The sequence below is a fragment of the Methylobacillus gramineus genome (genome assembly GCF_020532675.1).
Classification (GTDB): Bacteria; Pseudomonadota; Gammaproteobacteria; order Burkholderiales; family Methylophilaceae; genus Methylobacillus; species Methylobacillus gramineus.
Genome location: NZ_JAJAVE010000001.1, coordinates 442,646 through 459,127, shown reverse-complemented (window position 1 = coordinate 459,127; position 16,482 = coordinate 442,646). Strand labels below are relative to the sequence as shown.

Genomic DNA, 16,482 nt, shown 5'->3' with positions numbered 1-16,482 from the left:
TGAATTAGCAAAATTACCACTATGTTTTGGTTTACCCATCGTTTACAAAGAGAAACTTTAGAAGTGAGTGAAGTCTTGCAACAGCATGGACTTAACCCATATTGCATACGCTACCAGTAACGGTAAAACTAACAAGGAAGGAAACTATTATGTGTGAACCAGCAACCATGGGATATATCGCTACAGCCTTAGCTGCTGGTGGCACTTACATGAATATGCAGGCCACCGAAGATGCCGCAGACCGTCAGCAGAAAATCATCAACAATGCGGCCGCCGAGACTGCTGACAAAAACAATCAGAAGGCCAACAAGGTTGAGACCTTTGCTGAGGACATCTACAACCCAGCAACGCGTGATCAGAGCTATGAGCAGGCCGCTACAGAAAACGAAAGCAGCCTGGTTGACGCCTTACTTCGTGCCAATGGTGGGAGTGACGGTGCTATTCGTAAGTCAGCAGAGGGCAATCTCTCCTCAGATTACACAAGGGCCAAGGCAGCATCAACGGCGCTGGCCACAGATGACATTCTCAAGCGTGCAAAGCTGATGGGTCGCCAAAATGCCGGAGGGCTGATGTATAACAATGAGCTTTTGAAGCGCGGGCAGTTGAATAGTGAGGTTGCTGGCATCCAATCCAGCATCAACCGAACCAACAACTCTGCAGGGGCTGCTTTATCTGGTGTGCGAAATAATGGATCCCTTGCCGGCGGGCTTCTGGCAGGTCTTGGCAGTTACGGGTCCAGCATGATGGGCACCAAGCAAGAAGAATGGGACTCCGCCATGAATGCAATGAATAAATGACAATTCTAGTTTAATCTAGCAAACGGTTAACATTTTGGGGGAGGGAAATGAGATTAGTTCTAATAGCGGTTATTCCCATGGCCCTAGCCCTTTCTGGATGTGCTATGCACTATCATGAAGGCGCTTTTATATCACCGTACGGATTTTTCTCTGGGATTTGGCATGGGGTTATTGCGCCGATTAGCATAGCCATCAATATATGCTCATGGCTATTATCGATAATTGGAATCAACCTTTTAAACGATATTCAAATCATGGGTAGGCCTAATACAGGCTTTGGCTACTATGTGGGGTTTATTATCGGGTTGTACTTATTCGGAAGTGCTGGATCTTATCAACGCCAATAAAAACCAACATGATCGAACCACAAGATTGCCGCAAGGGTAGCGTGTAAGAATAAGCTAGAGGCAAACCATCCCCGACTAAAATATGAAGTACGAGCGGGAGCAGGATGTAGAGGATCTATCTATGCCCAGGCTGAGTATCTAGCACAGAGAGACAAGCTAGGCCTGTGGGCTGATAAGGCTCCGGCGGCCTTTGGGGAGTTTCGGAAAAGGAAATAATGTCTTAGGGGAAGGTTTTATGCAAAGCACGGAACTTATAACAACCTCACCAATCAGAATTTTAGAAATGTGCGATCACAGGGTCGAGCCGGAGGATTTGCCACGGAACTAATGAGAGCGTTGTTTGTTTTTCAGAAGTAGCGTACGCATCCGCAAGAGAATCCTCTATGCTAGAGCGATCCATTCATTCAGAACACTCCTTTCGTCCTACCTCTCCTACTAGTCAATTCTTAGCCTACCTTCTCTACCATTAATACGATGTTTTTAGATAAAACAATTTAATGAATACTTTGACATGTCCGATGACGCTAGATTCCTGCTGCAAAAACTTCTGCAAATTGCCACAAACTTGACAGAGCACTGAGAAATACAGGGAAAGCTTTCTCAGACTCGAAAATATCAACAATACTCTGTATAATTTTGCATTGACGAATCAGCCTGAAGGAGCGTGGTATGAATTTTATCAAGCCCAGCCCCCTTGGGGCCAGTAAAGCGGCAGTTTATCGCTTTGCCGAAGAGGTCTCCAAACATGTGAAATATGAAATCGGCGAGGATATGCGAGCCTTTGTATCTCGCTTAGGTGGCTGGATTTCTTTTCATGATGAAGTACGTCCAGATGACGATTTCCCAGAGTCGATTGTCGTGCAACCGAGCGGCGAGTTTCAAATTTTCCTTCCCACCGTTACAACTTCTGAACGTGATCGATTCACCATTGCCCACGAACTAGGTCATTTTTTCCTGCATTACCCCCAAATCAAACGAGAACATCCAGATCGCCCCATGGCGGCAACACGTCAAGTCCAGCCAGGAGATCTCAATCAGCAGCGAGCCGAATGGGAAGCCAACTGGTTCGCAGCAGCCTTTTTGATGCCTGAACAGGATTTCCGTGAATCCTATCCAATAATGGGCCCAATTGATACGGCTGCTAAATTTGGTGTGAGTCAGAGCGCGGCCGAAGTTCGCGCAAACACCTTAGGTCTCTGAATTTGATACATTATCCCAATTACCGGATGCGGCTATTTATGTCGGTTGATCTTGTCGGATCCACCGCATTTAAGGCAAATAAAAAGCACTCAGATCATCAAAATGGCAGTCCATCTCCAGCGTGGGTTGATGAGTTTCGCACTTTTTATAAAGACTTCCCTATCAAGGTAGGGGAGGCTTATCGGCGGATAATTGATGTATCTGGTGAGGAAGTTGGCGATACTCACGATAATCACCCGCGCGTCTGGAAGACTATTGGTGACGAAATTATTTTCTGTAGCCGTGTTCAAAGTGTCGAACACACAGCAGCATCCGTTTCATCGTTTCTCAAGGCACTGGAGCAATACTCTAAGCGTTTGGAAGATGATGAAAAGCCTCTTCGATTGAAGGGCGCTGGTTGGCTAGCAGCCTTCCCAGCTCCGAATATAAGCATCGCTGTCACGGTGGATCCCATTCAGGCACCAGCCCAAGCCGGAACAATGAGCGAGAACACCGAAGAGTTTGAAAAAGAAGCAGATATTGCACCCAATAGGTTCGATTTTCTGGGTAAAGGAATTGATACCGGTTTTCGTATAGCAAAGAATGCCTCCGATGATCGCTTCGTCACCTCAGTTCAATTGGGATTTATACTCGCTCGCGCTGCTACCATAAGGAAATTCCCGCATACTTTTGGCTATCATGGTCGCGAACCCCTGAAAGGTGTTATCGATGGCGCACCTTATCCGGTAATTTCGGTAAATACGGAACGAAGCGAGATAAAGTCAAAACTCAAGAGCCGTGAAGCAGCGCTAACAGGTGAAACTAACATACAGCCGCACGCCCTTTGTGACTTTTTGGAAACGTTCATGACTGTAGCCAATATAGACAGACCGTGCCTTGGCGAAGAACAAGATGCCTGGAGCGATGGTTGGCCGGAGAGTTACCTGCGCTATCAGGCAGCCTTCGCAAAGCAACTTGAAATTGACGATAAAAACGTGAAGCAGGTTGCAGAGGCAAGAGATCCCGAAGAACCGAATGATGGCTCTCTGGATAACTCTAAATCGTTTTTGGAAACATTCCCTCTCCCTGAGGAAAATAGCAGTGATAGCACACACCCACCTGAAATGGGTAAGTAGCTACATTCAAATCTCTACCTCTGCTCTTCCCACCGAGATAGCCAACTACTCTACAAAACCATGATAAATTCCCAGCTCTAAAACACAATCCACAAATCTTTTAGCAGTAACTCGATCCATAATCACGGTCTTGCCATCCACGATTATATAAATACTATCCCCCTCGTAATATGAAGATCGACCGATCTCTACCGTCAAAGAGTCTGTCCCGCCTTGATCTTTAATCACTTCGTCAAATACACTGTAGTTGCCATATTCTAATAACCTCATCACTTAGTAGTAATGTTTATCCTACATGAACTAACCAGTTGCATAAATGAGACATTCAGACTCTGGTGTCAATAAATTTCTAATTGGAAAAAAAGCATATCGAGATGCTAGCTACAAAAACTAGAGAGACAGTTGAATTTTTGGGGTAACTTTGGGGGTAACTTAAATTTTCAAATTACTCAAACCTTTGCAGCACAATTCTTTCAATGGATTGTTTAGTTGACCCCGGCACCAATTACCTATCCATTAACATCCCAAGATGTCTTGAAACCCGCGTCAATGCGGGTTTTTTCTTGTCTTTTTATCAAGCAATGTCTAAGCTAATCCAATGAAATCCGTTGGTAAGTGTTGGCAATCTTGTTGGTAACTGTCCCTACCAAAAACTTAGTTACCAACAGCAGCATAAAGGCACATTGAATATGGCTCTCACTGATATCGCTATCGCACTATCAGCCCCATAGACAAGGATCAAAAGCTCAGCTATGTAGCTTCATCCCCTTGCTTTATGGTTGACAGTTTTCGACTAGAAGTACGGTACTACTCATCTAGATTTACAGAATTTTTCTATGTCGATATCGAGTCTAGAATGTCAAACGATAGGTGGCGTTCAACCAATAAGTGGGAGTCTCACCACGTGTCGTGACGTTCAGCATTAGGGATGCCACACCATCAAAAATATTACTTTGGACGCCTCCACCAACACGTAACCAGCTCTGTTTAATAGACTGACCATTAATCGTAAAAGCATTTAGCCCTAGTAGTTCTCCATGAGCATCGCTTCCTTGACTCTCGAATCGATGAGCTGCTTCAACACGTCCCAATAAATTAGTTTTTGCATTCAAGGGATGAACTACATCTACACCAGCGTGTAAGGTAGTTGCATCTTCATTTCGCCTTGACCAGGCAGCAGGAAAACCGCCGCCAGTCTCAGTGTAATTAGACAAGCGAGTTTTTAGATAGCTCAAGCTGAAATAGGGCGTTAAATTAGTGGAATCAATCTTAAGTGCATTCTGCCAATCGAAACGAATTCGCGCACCTGCTGTATGAGTTGAAGTATTTCCTTGTGATTGCACCATATTGCCTGCATTGATATAGCCGCGATCAATATCTGCATCCCCAAAGGAATAAAGCCCTGTCAAAGTAGTATGTAGCGATGAACTGCCCCACTGATATATCACCTCTGGCCTCAAATATGTACTCTGCAGCAATGTTTTTCCGTTGAAGCCAGTTTCTGCCTTGCTGTAGATACGACCTACTGCAAGGTTGAGCTGAATTCCGTTGCAAAAACGTGTGCCAAGGCCAACCTCCCCTATACCTAAATTACTATCATATTGATTAGAATCGTAGCGACCAATATCACCAGAAGCCCAAACAGACTGTTTACAATTTGGTAGCAAACTCAACATGGGGTTACCATCCATAATCAAATCACCATTGTTTAATGCTAATGTGGGTGCATTGGCTACACGAGCAATACTTTGGCCGAGGTCAAATGGATAACTATGCCTGAACCAAATACTGATACTCGAGCCAGAAAAGCGTGATTATTTGTTAGTGTACCGACCACTATACTGCCATCTGCATTTGTGGCCTCTGCAACACTAGTACTAAGACCAATTACAGAAACCCCTGCGGCAGAGAGCCACTCTTCAATGGATTGCATGCCTGTAGCAGAAGTCCAGCGAAAAGCGCGGTCTGCTCCTTGGCTTCCATCGAAGCTTCTGCCAACAACAACGTCACCTGTCCCGTCAACGCCTAGGGCCTCGGAATAAAAACCGCCGTGAAGTGTGCCTAAACTGACTAGGCCCGTCGGCTGTGTCCACCGAAAAGCCCTATCAAAACCACCTACACTTCCATCTTCACTTTTCCCGACAACAACATCTCCCACCATATTCGTTGCGAACGCGAATGATGAATCTCCACCATTGAGTGTTTCTAAACTGACTAAGCCAGTAGTTTGTGTCCACCGAAAAGCTCGGGATGCATTTCCCAAACTGCCATCTGCGCTATAGCCGATGACAACATCCCCCGCGGCATTTGTGCCTTGAGCAGACGAAAAAGCACCATTATTAAAGGTTCCAAGATTTACCATACCGGTAACCTGAGTCCAACGATATGCACGCGCTGCATTATTGTCGGCACCATCGTAAGACATACCGACCACAACATCTCCCGCGGCATTCACACCATTGGCATCAGATAGGAATCCATTATTAAGCGTCCCCAGGCTGACCATACCTGTGGCTTGAGTCCAGCGATAAGCGCGACTCACATTACCTGCTGCTCCATCATTGGCAGTACCTACGACTACATCCCCTGCAGCATTTACAGCCCCAGCAATAGCCTCATCCCCATTGTTAAGCCTGCCTAAGCTAATCATGCCTCCTGCGGCTGTCCAACGAAAGGCACTGACTGCATCACCCAAAAGTCCGTCACCTCCCTGACCAACGACTACCGAGCCATTGGCGCTTATTCCCCATGCACTAGAGGATGTACCATTATTGAGGGTGCCAAGATCAAGCCACTCATCAGCTGCGTTGGCCTCAGCATCAGCCAGCAACATAGTGAGAAACCAGACGAACAATTTAAAATTGTTATTATTAAAATGAGTCATCCTGTTTTCTCCCAATGATTTTTTTAGCGTACTTTTTTATTAACCAACTCATTGATTGTTTCAAGACTGCGGCTTAGCTCTGGTACCTCACATTATCAGAGTAGCAAGATTAAAACTATCACTTTTATCATTTCATCAAAGGCAGTAATATTTAACCCTCTCACATATTACTTTCCAGGAACATTCTCCCTTAGCTCGCCCCCAACCGGCTTCAATACTGATTTCTAGAATATCTAGATATAAATCTATATGTACTTTGTAGGAAAAATCAAACAACGAAGTAGGAATTCACAACAGAAATTTAAGACTCGGTTAATGGATAGCGAGTCTCAAGCCAAATACCCGGCATTAGGACATCAAAAAGCCACCCAAAGGTGGCTTTTATCATACTTCATGACTAGCTAAGGTTCTTACGCCTGCGCGTAGCCACTACCCCTATAACAGCTAGACCAATACCAAGAAGTGCGTATGAGCCAGGCTCAGGCACGGCCTGGATATTAATTGCACCGCTATAGACCCCACCAGCTACTCCATTGGTAGTACCCTCTACATTGATGTAATAGTTTCCGGCCTCCAGATTAGCAAAAGTGAACTCACCTGCAGCCACTGATCCTGCAAGCCATGTATCAGAGCTGTTGTAGAGGCTGAAACTGAGGTCACTAAAACCTAATACATTTACATCGCCATTGGTAAGTGACAAATCATTGAGTGAAAAAGTACCTGTCGAAACATCAGCCAAGCTGAAGGTAAAGGTATTTGTGAATGTACTATCAGCACCTACAGTTTGGGTATACGTATTAATACCCGTATGCAGCTCGCCAAGATCCACCAGATCGGTAGCATATGCACTAGATGAAGCGACGATGAGCGTTGCGGTACCAAGCGCTGTTTTGAGAATGTTCATACTGACTCCTTAAAAGTTGTTGTCGATGAAATTCCCCCCACAGAAATTATAAACAGACTTACCCTGCCACAAAGAACTTGTAGTTATTCCCATATAACTTTAAATAACCTCATCCTTAGTAAAATAAAATAAATAATAATATGCAGTCCCTTGCTGTCATTGGCTTCGCAGCTACATAACATAGACAATAATAATCATGTCCTAATTGCTGTGTCTCAGGTCCTAATGGACTATAGATCGTTGAGCTTGTATCAGAACGAATGGAAACAATTCGGCGGATAGGCTGGAATTTCAAACATCCAGATTACAAGACAAATTGGAATGTGCTACTTTTAGTAAGATAGTCCTAAGCATAATGTTCATTTGTCTGATTGGGATATTGTCAATGAAGGCGCATGATCGTTCCACTGACCTTTTGAATAGGGTTGGTGATATCTCTTTGCTCAACATAGAGACTCTTTCGCGCCTCAGTCCTCCCCGATTAGGCGCGTTTTTTTGCCTAGCGCATGGGCTACCCAATGGCGCTTTTTCTTCATAATCACCCTAACCCCACCTCATGTAGCTCCCATTGACCAATAGCATTACCACCACAACAACTATGATTACCCAGGCTACTGTATCAAACCGCTTCATGGCTCCCTCGACCCTAGTGATTAATGGAAATGAGTAATACAACTGAGGCGAACAATAAACGTGCGTTCAGCTCCATTTCATCCGATACGATCTGAAAAATTTGTCAGAATTGGTTGACAGGAAAATACAGAAATTTTGATGAATGAATGCAAGATGCGAAAAGGAATGGAGAAAGTTTCAATAATGCAAAAAATGTAAACTGAATGGATGGTAGCCTCCTAGCCATCTTCTCCAGTCAACTTACCAGATAAATGGTGATAACACATGATCTTGTAGCATCATTTAAAGAGGTCTGACTGGAACAATAACGCTTTATCAAGCATGGCTAGAAACCGCCTCCCTATTGGAGTTATCAATCATTTCAATATTGCACAACATACAATGAGTAGCTATTATCCGGCAGTGGCTGTACTGACTGACCGGTTGAGGAAAGAGGCAACTTTTGGAGCACATGAATTTTGAAATGCATGCCTTAGTGTGAATACCTTATTTAAAAAAGGCTGGCGAAATAACCAGGCGTTTACCGCTATAACTACCTTCTTTGCTATTCTCGTTGTATCCCTCTCTATATTTTTATCCCTAGTGATTGCCAAAAACCAGGCGATCTCACAAGAAACCAAACGTCTACAAAATATCACCACTGATGTCTTGGCTCGCATGAGCACGACGCGCGCGCAGTTTTCGAATGTTGTGCATCATTTCTCTGCTGTAAGTGATGCAGATGCATGCTCTCCTGAACATATTCGAAAAATGCAGGAGTTCAATGTTAATGGCTTTTTTCTGCAAGCAATAGCCCACATGAAAGGAACCTCTATTGAATGCTCTTCTATGCCTGGAGTTTTAGACGGCATGGATCTGGGTCAGCCTAATAAGATTGAACCGGGTGGCACCAAAGTTTGGGCAGGGGTGAAGATACCGAACTGGCAAGACCGGAATTTAGTGATATTTGAACAATCTGGCTGGGCGGTGATGATTGTACCCAGTCATGCAATCGAAGCACTGGGGAGCCCTACAGTGTCTGTAGGTATCTTCGGAATTGACTCACACAAGCTATACACTTCCCGTGGCGAAATTTCCCCCTCCTGGCTAAGAACATATCAGGGTAAGCGGCCCCTGACCTTCGTCGACTCCGAGCGCGAGATGCTCGTCTACATTACGCCCAATGCGCTCAATCTATCTGCGGTCATAGCCGCCATGCCTCTGGGAGAGATCAAGGACGATACTCTGGCATTCGCCCAAGTGTTGATACCCCTTGGCATTATTGTTGGATTGGCCCTGGGAGGACTGTTTATTTACATGGCGAAAAGCCGATATTCGCCCAAGACTGCAATCCTACGGGCGCTAGCAAACGATGAGTTCTATCTTGAATACCAGCCGATCATGGATATCACGGAGAACACCTGCGTTGGAGCTGAGGCATTGATTCGCTGGGAAACGTCTGATGGCAATCTTGTACGCCCGGATATCTTTATTCCAGCCGCAGAGGCAGCTGGTGTGATATGTCAGATTACAGATCGTGTCTTTGAGCTGGTCGCAGTCGATATGCAGGAGCTGTTTAAAAAGCATACCGATTTTCATATTGGTATCAATATATCCTCTCACGACTTAAAGTCTGGCAATCTGCTCAAGTTGATTGAAAAACTTGAAAAGGTGAGTGGGGCAAAAAGCAACCAGATCGTTATTGAAGCCACCGAGCGAGGATTTCTCAATGATGATGCATCCCTACAACTGATGAGAGATATCCGAAGGCATGGGGTCAAGATAGCCATCGATGATTTTGGCACAGGATATTCGAGCCTATCCTATCTCACCAAATTTGAGCTAGATTACCTTAAGATTGATAAGGCTTTTATCGATGCCGTCGGAACCGATGCAGTGACGGGGCATGTGGCGTTTCATATTATTGAAATGGCTAAATCCTTGAAACTAGAAATGGTGGCTGAAGGAGTGGAAACAGAAGATCAAGCAAGGATTTTACTGGAGCGCGGCGTTAAATACGTGCAAGGTTGGCTGTTCTCCAAATCGTTAAAACCTGCTGAGTTTTATATTTATGTAGAACGCCATACCAAATTTTTTAATAATTAACTGGCGTGGGCTTTAATCAGCGGATACAAGCACTCATCCACTGATAGCACCCTCTCCTAGGGCACTGGTTTACCCATCCCACTCATGCCAATGAAATAATGACTGAATATTTAGACGAGGAGCAGACCATGACATCATCCCATGAGGCAAAGCCACCTTTTCCCCCATTTACAAGGGAAACCGCTATCGCAAAAGTAAGAATGGCAGAGGATGGCTGGAATAGCCGTGATCCACAGCGGGTATCCCTAGCTTATACTCAGGATAGTCAATGGCGTAACAGAGCAGAGTTCGTCACAGGTCGCCTACAAATCGTTGAGTTTCTTGAGCGTAAATGGAAAAGAGAGCTGGACTATCGATTGATCAAAGAGTTATGGGCATTTGATGGCAACCGGATTGCCGTTCGGTTTGCCTATGAATGGCATGATGACTCGGACAACTGGTTTAGGTCGTATGGAAATGAAAACTGGGAGTTTACTGCTGAAGGATTAATGCAATACCGGCATGCCTCTATCAATGATCTGGCTATTAGATCGGAAGATAGAAAATTTCATTGGCCTCTGGGAAGACGCCCCGATGATCATCCGGGGCTGTCTGATTTGGGATTATGAGACTAGCCTCGATCACAGCATAAATATCCAGAGTCCTGTGGATATGTATGCCAACTAGTGGATTGTAGTAAAAATGGGTAAAGCAATACCTAGACTGAAGTTTTAACGTACTTCTTCATCAAGGAGCTTTGTTCGCGTTTCCAGTCTTTTTCTTTCTCGGTCGCGCGTTTGTCGTATTGCTTCTTACCCTTGGCAAGGCCGATCTGTATTTTGATACGGCCGCGGGTATAGTGCATATCCAGCGGCACCAGGGTGTAGCCTGCGCGCTCAACCTTACCGATCAACTTGGCGATCTGCTCCGAATGCAATAGCAGTTTACGGGTACGGATTGAATCAGGGTGCACATGGGTAGACGCCGACCCCAGCGGGGTGACATGGCAGCCTATCAGGTAGATCTCGCCACGCTGGATGATGACATAAGCCTCCTTGAGCTGGATGCGATTCTCGCGGATAGCCTTCACCTCCCAGCCTTCGAGCACGATGCCAGCTTCGTACTGTTCCTCAATGAAATAGTCGTGAAACGCTTTTTTGTTCTGGGCAATACTCATAATAGTGGCTTGTAAATATTGTCAATCGGGGAAGATTAAAGACGGCGGAATCTCAGCAATGTTCCGTTTTTTTGATTGAAGCTAAGAGTTATGACTTAAAATTGATATTTTACTCTAGATCACGCGACTAATGGCACAGGTTGAGAAAACAGTTCTGGTGGGCCATTCGGCAGAGTGTATGTTCACGCTAGTAGACAGTGTGGAGGATTACACCAAGTTTTTGCCCTGGTGTGGTGGTGTGGACCTGCATCGGCGCGATAATCACGTGACCGAAGCCACACTGCACATTGATTACCATGGCATCAAACAGAAGTTCACCACGGAAAATCACAAGCAATTTCATACCCAGATGGAAATCCGGCTCAAGGACGGGCCATTCAAGCACCTGGAAGGGGTGTGGCGCTTCACCCCATTGGCTGATGATGCATGCAAGGTAGAGTTCAAGCTGCAATACGAGTTTTCCAGCTTTTTACTGGAAAAACTAATTGCCCCTGTATTCAGCCATATTGCCAATACCTTTGTGGAGGCATTCGTCACGCGCGCAGACCAGCTCGCACACAAGCAAACATGAGCACCAGCATCACCATAGAAGTGGCGTATGCCCTGCCCCAACAGCAATATATCCTGCCCATCATGGTCGAGATCGGCACTACTGCAGCGCAGGCAGTCCAGCTTTCCGGCATTCTGCAGATGTGTCCTGAACTCAATTCATCCAGCCTTAAGTTGGGTATCTATGGAGCATTGGTCAAGGCAGATACCATCCTGAAGCAACATGACCGAGTTGAAATTTACCGACCCTTACTGGCAGACCCCAAGGAAGCCAGGCGCAGACGTGCACAGATGGACACGACCCATAAAAAAAAGGCGGCCTTAGCCGCCCTTTAGTACTACCCAACCCATTAATCGGTACAAAACTCCTGCAATTCCTTGGTCGCGGCTTCCAGGCCTTTCTGGAGATCCTCATCTCCGAGGTAGTGCCTTTCGCCCTCTGGCGTCATCTTGTAGATACGGCCACCCTGCTTGAAATTCTGATAATTGGCCTTGGCATTCTGGCACTGCTCCTGCTTTTGCTGCTGTTCATTGCGCTTACGCTCATCACTTCGTTTTTCCTGCTCGGCATCACTCTGCCGCCTAAGCGCCGCAGCATTGCGCACCGCTTGTGAATCGCCACCTTTAGCAGTTTCAGGAGTCGCAGATTTAGGGGTCACCTTAATCTTATCAACCGCTTCGTAGGGGATATTATTAGGCGGAGGAAGATCGGAATACTGTACCGCCCCATCCTTGTCTTTCCATTTATAGACCTGAGCATGTGCCAACAACGGCAGCATTGCCATCAGTAATATTGCCAGCCAATGAACCCTGTTCATGCACTCCCCCGAATAAATGAAAATTTCGCTACACACATTAAGCGGCTTCAATATTGCCGTCAATGACATGTAGACAAGTCTTTCACTATTTAACGGCAGATTACACTGGAGATTTACCGCTGAGGCACTAATCGGTATAATTAGCTTTTGCCGGAAAGATATCCTATGCGTCTGTTGCAACAAGCGCTTACTTTCGACGATGTTTTACTGGTTCCTGCACACTCCAACGTGCTGCCTCGCGAAGTAAGTCTCGCCACCAAACTCACCCGCTCCATCAGTCTTAATATCCCCCTGATTTCTGCTGCCATGGATACTGTCACCGAAGCACCACTGGCGATCGCATTGGCTCAGGAAGGCGGCATGGGGATTATCCACAAGAATATGACCATTGCAGCCCAGGCTGCCCATGTATCGCGCGTCAAACGCTTTGAAGCAGGCGTGGTTCATGATCCTGTCACCATCCAGCCACATCTGACTGTCCGCGACGTACTGGCATTGACCCGCCAGCACAAGATTTCTGGCCTGCCAGTGGTAGATGGCAACAAAGTTGTCGGCATTGTCACCAACCGTGACTTGCGCTTTGAAAACAACCTTGATCAATCCATCTCTAACATCATGACACCGCGTGACCGCCTGGTAACCGTGCGCGAAGGCGCCAGCCTGGAAGAGGCTACAGCACTTCTGCACAAGCACCGTCTTGAGCGTGTCTTGGTGGTCAATGACGCATTCGAGCTCAAGGGCTTGATCACCGTCAAGGATATCCAGAAATCCAGTGACCACCCACTGGCCTGTAAAGACGACATGGGTCGTCTACGTGTAGGTGCTGCCGTTGGTGTGGGTGATGGCACTGAAGACCGCGTAGCGGCGCTGGCTGAAGCTGGCGTGGATGTGATCGTGGTAGACACTGCCCACGGCCACTCCCAAGGCGTGCTGGATCGCGTCAACTGGGTCAAGAAAAACTTTCCAAACGTGCAAGTCATTGGCGGCAATATTGCCACTGCCAGTGCAGCTAAAGCCCTGGTGGATGCAGGCGCTGATGGTGTCAAGGTTGGTATTGGCCCTGGCTCTATCTGTACTACCCGCATTGTGGCGGGTGTTGGCGTGCCGCAAATCAGCGCGGTCAGCAATGTAGAAGAGGCCTTGCGTGGTACGGGCGTCCCATTTATTGCTGACGGTGGCATCCGCTTCTCTGGTGACATTTCCAAGGCCATTGCAGCAGGCGCCTACTCCGTGATGCTCGGTGGCATGTTTGCCGGCACCGAAGAAGCACCTGGTGAAATTGAATTATTCCAGGGCCGTTCTTATAAGTCCTATCGTGGCATGGGTTCTATCGGTGCCATGGAAAAAGGCTCTAGTGATCGTTACTTCCAGGATAACAATGGCAATGCGGACAAGCTGGTACCTGAGGGTATTGAAGGCCGCGTACCATACAAAGGTAGCGTACTTGCCGTGATCCATCAGTTGATGGGTGGTTTGCGTGCCTCCATGGGGTATGTCGGTTGCAGCACCATCGAGGAAATGCGCACCCGTGCTGAGTTTGTACAGATCACTTCCGCCGGTATGCGTGAGTCACATGTGCATGACGTGCAGATCACCAAAGAAGCACCTAACTATCGTATTGATTGATCAAGGGACAGGCCACAATGGCAACTGATAACCATCGTTTAATCCCCGCTTCTGCAATTCTCGGCATTTTGTTGTTTGCCGGGCTTTGCGGCTTGGGATATCAGGTGTCCAAAAGTGCGCTGGATATCAAGAAGCTGGAACGCTCGGTGGAGGTCAAAGGCCTTTCCGAGCGTGAAGTGGCAGCTGATATCGCAATCTGGCCTATTACGTTTAGTGTGGCCGACAACGATCTGGGTGCTCTGTACCAAAACATTCAGCAAAAAAATGCCAGTGTGGTCAGTTTTCTCAAGGGCAATGGATTTGCTGATGGCGAAGTCACAATCTCGGCACCTTCTGTCGTCGATAAACAGGCGCGTGAATATGGTGATGCGGGTGCCAGCTCCAAGTATCGCTACACTGCCAGCTCCAGCATTACGGTTTACTCTGGCAAGGTAGACAAGGTGCGCGACACCATGATCAAGATCGCAGACCTTGGCAAAGAAGGCATCCCGATTGCGGGTGACAGCTATAACACGCAGTTCATTTACAGCAAGCTGAATGACATCAAGCCTGCCATGATTGAAGAAGCCACCAAGAGCGCTCGTGAATCTGCCAATAAGTTTGCCAAAGACTCTGATAGCACGCTGGGCAAGATCAAGCGTGCCAACCAGGGTACCTTTAGCATAGAAAACCGCGATGCCGGTACGGCGCATATCAAGAAGGTACGCGTCGTCTCCACTGTAGAGTACTATCTTTCAGACTAAGGCTGCCGTTCTTAACTTTAGTCTGCTTTTCCAACACTTATTCAAGCGCTTGACCTCCCATGCAACAGAAAATACTGATTCTTGATTTTGGCTCTCAATATACCCAACTGATCGCACGTCGCGTGCGTGAAGCCAATGTTTACTGTGAGTTGCACTCATGGGATGTCAGCGATGACTTTATCCGTGAATATAATCCAGCTGGCGTCATTCTTTCCGGAGGCCCTAATTCGGTCTACGAAGATGAAACTCCACGCGCGCCGCAAAGCGTGTTTGAGCTTGGTGTGCCTGTACTGGGCATCTGCTATGGCATGCAAACCATGGCAGCGCAGTTAGGCGGCTCAGTAGAAAATGCCGCCAAGCGTGAGTTTGGTTATGCTGAAATTCGCGCCCAGGGCCACTCTGCCCTGCTGAAAGATATTCAGGACAAGAATAATGCAGAAGGCCACGGCCTGCTGGATGTCTGGATGAGCCATGGCGACAAGGTGACTGCATTACCTGCAGGCTTCAAGATTATCGCCAGCAACAGCTCCACCCCGATTGCCGGTATGGCAGATGAAGCACGCCGCTTCTATGCTGTCCAGTTCCACCCGGAAGTCACCCACACCAAGCAGGGCAAGGCGCTGCTCAGCCGTTTTGTGCATGACATCTGTAGCTGTGACCAAAGCTGGAACATGCCGGACTATGTTGAAACTGCCGTGCAACGCATCCGTGAAGAAGTGGGTAGCGACCAGGTCATCCTCGGCTTGTCAGGCGGCGTGGACTCGTCCGTGGCGGCCGCATTGATCCATCGAGCAATTGGCGACCAGCTCACCTGCGTATTTGTGGACAACGGCCTGTTACGCCTCAATGAAGCCGAACAAGTCATGGAAACCTTTGCCAAGAACCTCGGTGTGAAAGTGATTCACGTCGATGCCAGCGCAAAATTCCTGGGTGATCTGGCAGGCGAAACTGACCCTGAAGCCAAGCGTAAAATCATAGGTCGTGAGTTTGTTGAAGTATTCCAGCAGGAATCTGCCAAGCTGCCACAAGCCAAATGGCTGGCACAAGGCACCATTTATCCTGACGTGATTGAATCTGCTGGTGCCAAGACCAAGAAAGCGCACACCATCAAGAGTCATCATAATGTGGGAGGCCTGCCGGACACCCTCAAATTGCAATTGCTCGAACCATTGCGTGAACTGTTCAAGGATGAAGTCCGTGAACTGGGTGTAGCACTTGGCTTGCCGCATGACATGGTCTATCGCCACCCATTCCCTGGCCCTGGCCTTGGCGTGCGTATCCTCGGTGAAGTCAAGCATGAATACGCAGAGCTGCTGCGCCGCGCTGACCATATTTTCGTTGAAGAACTGCGCGCTTCCGGCTGGTATGAAAAGACGTCTCAGGCGTTTGCCGTATTCCTGCCAGTGAAATCCGTGGGCGTGATGGGCGATGGCCGTACTTATGACTACGTCGTTGCGCTACGGGCAGTTGTTACCAGTGATTTCATGACTGCACACTGGGCAGAACTGCCTTATGATTTGCTGGGCAAGGTATCCAATCGCATCATCAATGAAGTCCGTGGTATCAACCGCGTGGTATACGACATTTCCGGCAAGCCACCTGCAACCATTGAGTGGGAATAAACT

The 16,482-nt window shown here is 47.2% G+C and carries 15 protein-coding genes; 10 read left to right on the top strand and 5 right to left on the bottom strand.

Features of this window, described 5'->3' with window-relative positions:
- The first annotated feature begins 149 nt into the window (after positions 1–149).
- The 3 genes from LG201_RS02170 (at position 150) to LG201_RS02160 (ending at position 3,459) form a co-directional block, all read left to right on the top strand.
- Positions 150–797: a hypothetical protein gene (locus tag LG201_RS02170; protein WP_226770539.1), complete on the top strand. Its 648-nt coding sequence runs from the start codon at positions 150–152 to the stop codon at positions 795–797.
- Between the two features lie 1,016 nt (positions 798–1,813).
- Complete coding sequence (locus LG201_RS02165) at positions 1,814–2,344, top strand: ImmA/IrrE family metallo-endopeptidase (protein ID WP_226770538.1); 531 nt, start codon at positions 1,814–1,816, stop codon at positions 2,342–2,344.
- A 38-nt stretch (positions 2,345–2,382) separates the two neighbouring features.
- The gene (locus LG201_RS02160) at positions 2,383–3,459 is read left to right on the top strand and encodes a hypothetical protein (protein ID WP_226770537.1); all 1,077 of its coding nucleotides are present in this window, start codon (positions 2,383–2,385) and stop codon (positions 3,457–3,459) included.
- Between the two features lie 851 nt (positions 3,460–4,310).
- Here the strand turns inward: LG201_RS02160 and LG201_RS02155 are convergent.
- The 3 genes from LG201_RS02155 to LG201_RS02145 form a co-directional block, all read right to left on the bottom strand.
- Positions 4,311–5,204: an autotransporter outer membrane beta-barrel domain-containing protein gene (locus LG201_RS02155; protein ID WP_226771904.1), complete on the bottom strand. Its 894-nt coding sequence runs from the start codon at positions 5,202–5,204 to the stop codon at positions 4,311–4,313.
- Complete coding sequence (locus LG201_RS02150) at positions 5,192–6,343, bottom strand: hypothetical protein (protein ID WP_226770536.1); 1,152 nt, start codon at positions 6,341–6,343, stop codon at positions 5,192–5,194. Before LG201_RS02150 ends, LG201_RS02155 begins: the two co-directional genes overlap by 13 nt.
- A gap of 397 nt (positions 6,344–6,740) precedes the next feature.
- Positions 6,741–7,247, bottom strand: coding sequence for an FxDxF family PEP-CTERM protein (locus LG201_RS02145; RefSeq protein ID WP_226770535.1), 507 nt, complete (start codon positions 7,245–7,247; stop codon positions 6,741–6,743).
- Between the two features lie 1,110 nt (positions 7,248–8,357).
- On the opposite strand from LG201_RS02145, the gene LG201_RS14415 reads away from it, so the two are divergent.
- Positions 8,358–9,965 carry an EAL domain-containing protein gene (locus LG201_RS14415; RefSeq protein ID WP_226770534.1) on the top strand — a complete coding sequence of 536 codons (1,608 nt, stop codon included), beginning with the start codon at positions 8,358–8,360 and terminating at the stop codon, positions 9,963–9,965.
- 128 nt (positions 9,966–10,093) lie between these two features.
- Positions 10,094–10,573 carry a nuclear transport factor 2 family protein gene (locus tag LG201_RS02135; RefSeq protein WP_226770533.1) on the top strand — a complete coding sequence of 160 codons (480 nt, stop codon included), beginning with the start codon at positions 10,094–10,096 and terminating at the stop codon, positions 10,571–10,573.
- Between the two features lie 89 nt (positions 10,574–10,662).
- Here the strand turns inward: LG201_RS02135 and smpB are convergent, their stop codons facing one another.
- Positions 10,663–11,121 (bottom strand): SsrA-binding protein SmpB, encoded by a 459-nt coding sequence (gene smpB / locus LG201_RS02130; RefSeq protein WP_226770532.1) that lies wholly within the window; start codon positions 11,119–11,121, stop codon positions 10,663–10,665.
- A 130-nt stretch (positions 11,122–11,251) separates the two neighbouring features.
- On the opposite strand from smpB, the gene LG201_RS02125 reads away from it, so the two are divergent.
- Together LG201_RS02125 and LG201_RS02120 are read left to right on the top strand one after the other, a co-directional pair.
- Positions 11,252–11,692, top strand: coding sequence for a type II toxin-antitoxin system RatA family toxin (locus tag LG201_RS02125; RefSeq protein WP_226770531.1), 441 nt, complete (start codon positions 11,252–11,254; stop codon positions 11,690–11,692).
- Positions 11,689–12,006, top strand: a complete 318-nt coding sequence (locus LG201_RS02120; RefSeq protein WP_226770530.1) for an RnfH family protein — start codon at positions 11,689–11,691, stop codon at positions 12,004–12,006. Before LG201_RS02125 ends, LG201_RS02120 begins: the two co-directional genes overlap by 4 nt.
- 14 nt (positions 12,007–12,020) lie before the next feature.
- Here the strand turns inward: LG201_RS02120 and LG201_RS02115 are convergent, their stop codons facing one another.
- Complete coding sequence (locus LG201_RS02115) at positions 12,021–12,488, bottom strand: DUF4124 domain-containing protein (RefSeq protein WP_226770529.1); 468 nt, start codon at positions 12,486–12,488, stop codon at positions 12,021–12,023.
- A gap of 165 nt (positions 12,489–12,653) precedes the next feature.
- On the opposite strand from LG201_RS02115, the gene guaB reads away from it, so the two are divergent.
- Genes guaB through guaA form a run of 3 tightly spaced genes read left to right on the top strand, consistent with a single transcriptional unit; the run spans position 12,654 to position 16,479 of the window.
- The gene (guaB, locus tag LG201_RS02110; RefSeq protein ID WP_226770528.1) at positions 12,654–14,114 is read left to right on the top strand and encodes an IMP dehydrogenase; all 1,461 of its coding nucleotides are present in this window, start codon (positions 12,654–12,656) and stop codon (positions 14,112–14,114) included.
- A gap of 17 nt (positions 14,115–14,131) precedes the next feature.
- Entirely contained in the window at positions 14,132–14,857 is a 726-nt protein-coding gene (locus tag LG201_RS02105; protein ID WP_226770527.1) for an SIMPL domain-containing protein, read from the top strand.
- 59 nt (positions 14,858–14,916) lie between these two features.
- Positions 14,917–16,479, top strand: coding sequence for a glutamine-hydrolyzing GMP synthase (guaA, locus tag LG201_RS02100; protein WP_226770526.1), 1,563 nt, complete (start codon positions 14,917–14,919; stop codon positions 16,477–16,479).
- The last annotated feature ends 3 nt before the right edge of the window (positions 16,480–16,482 follow it).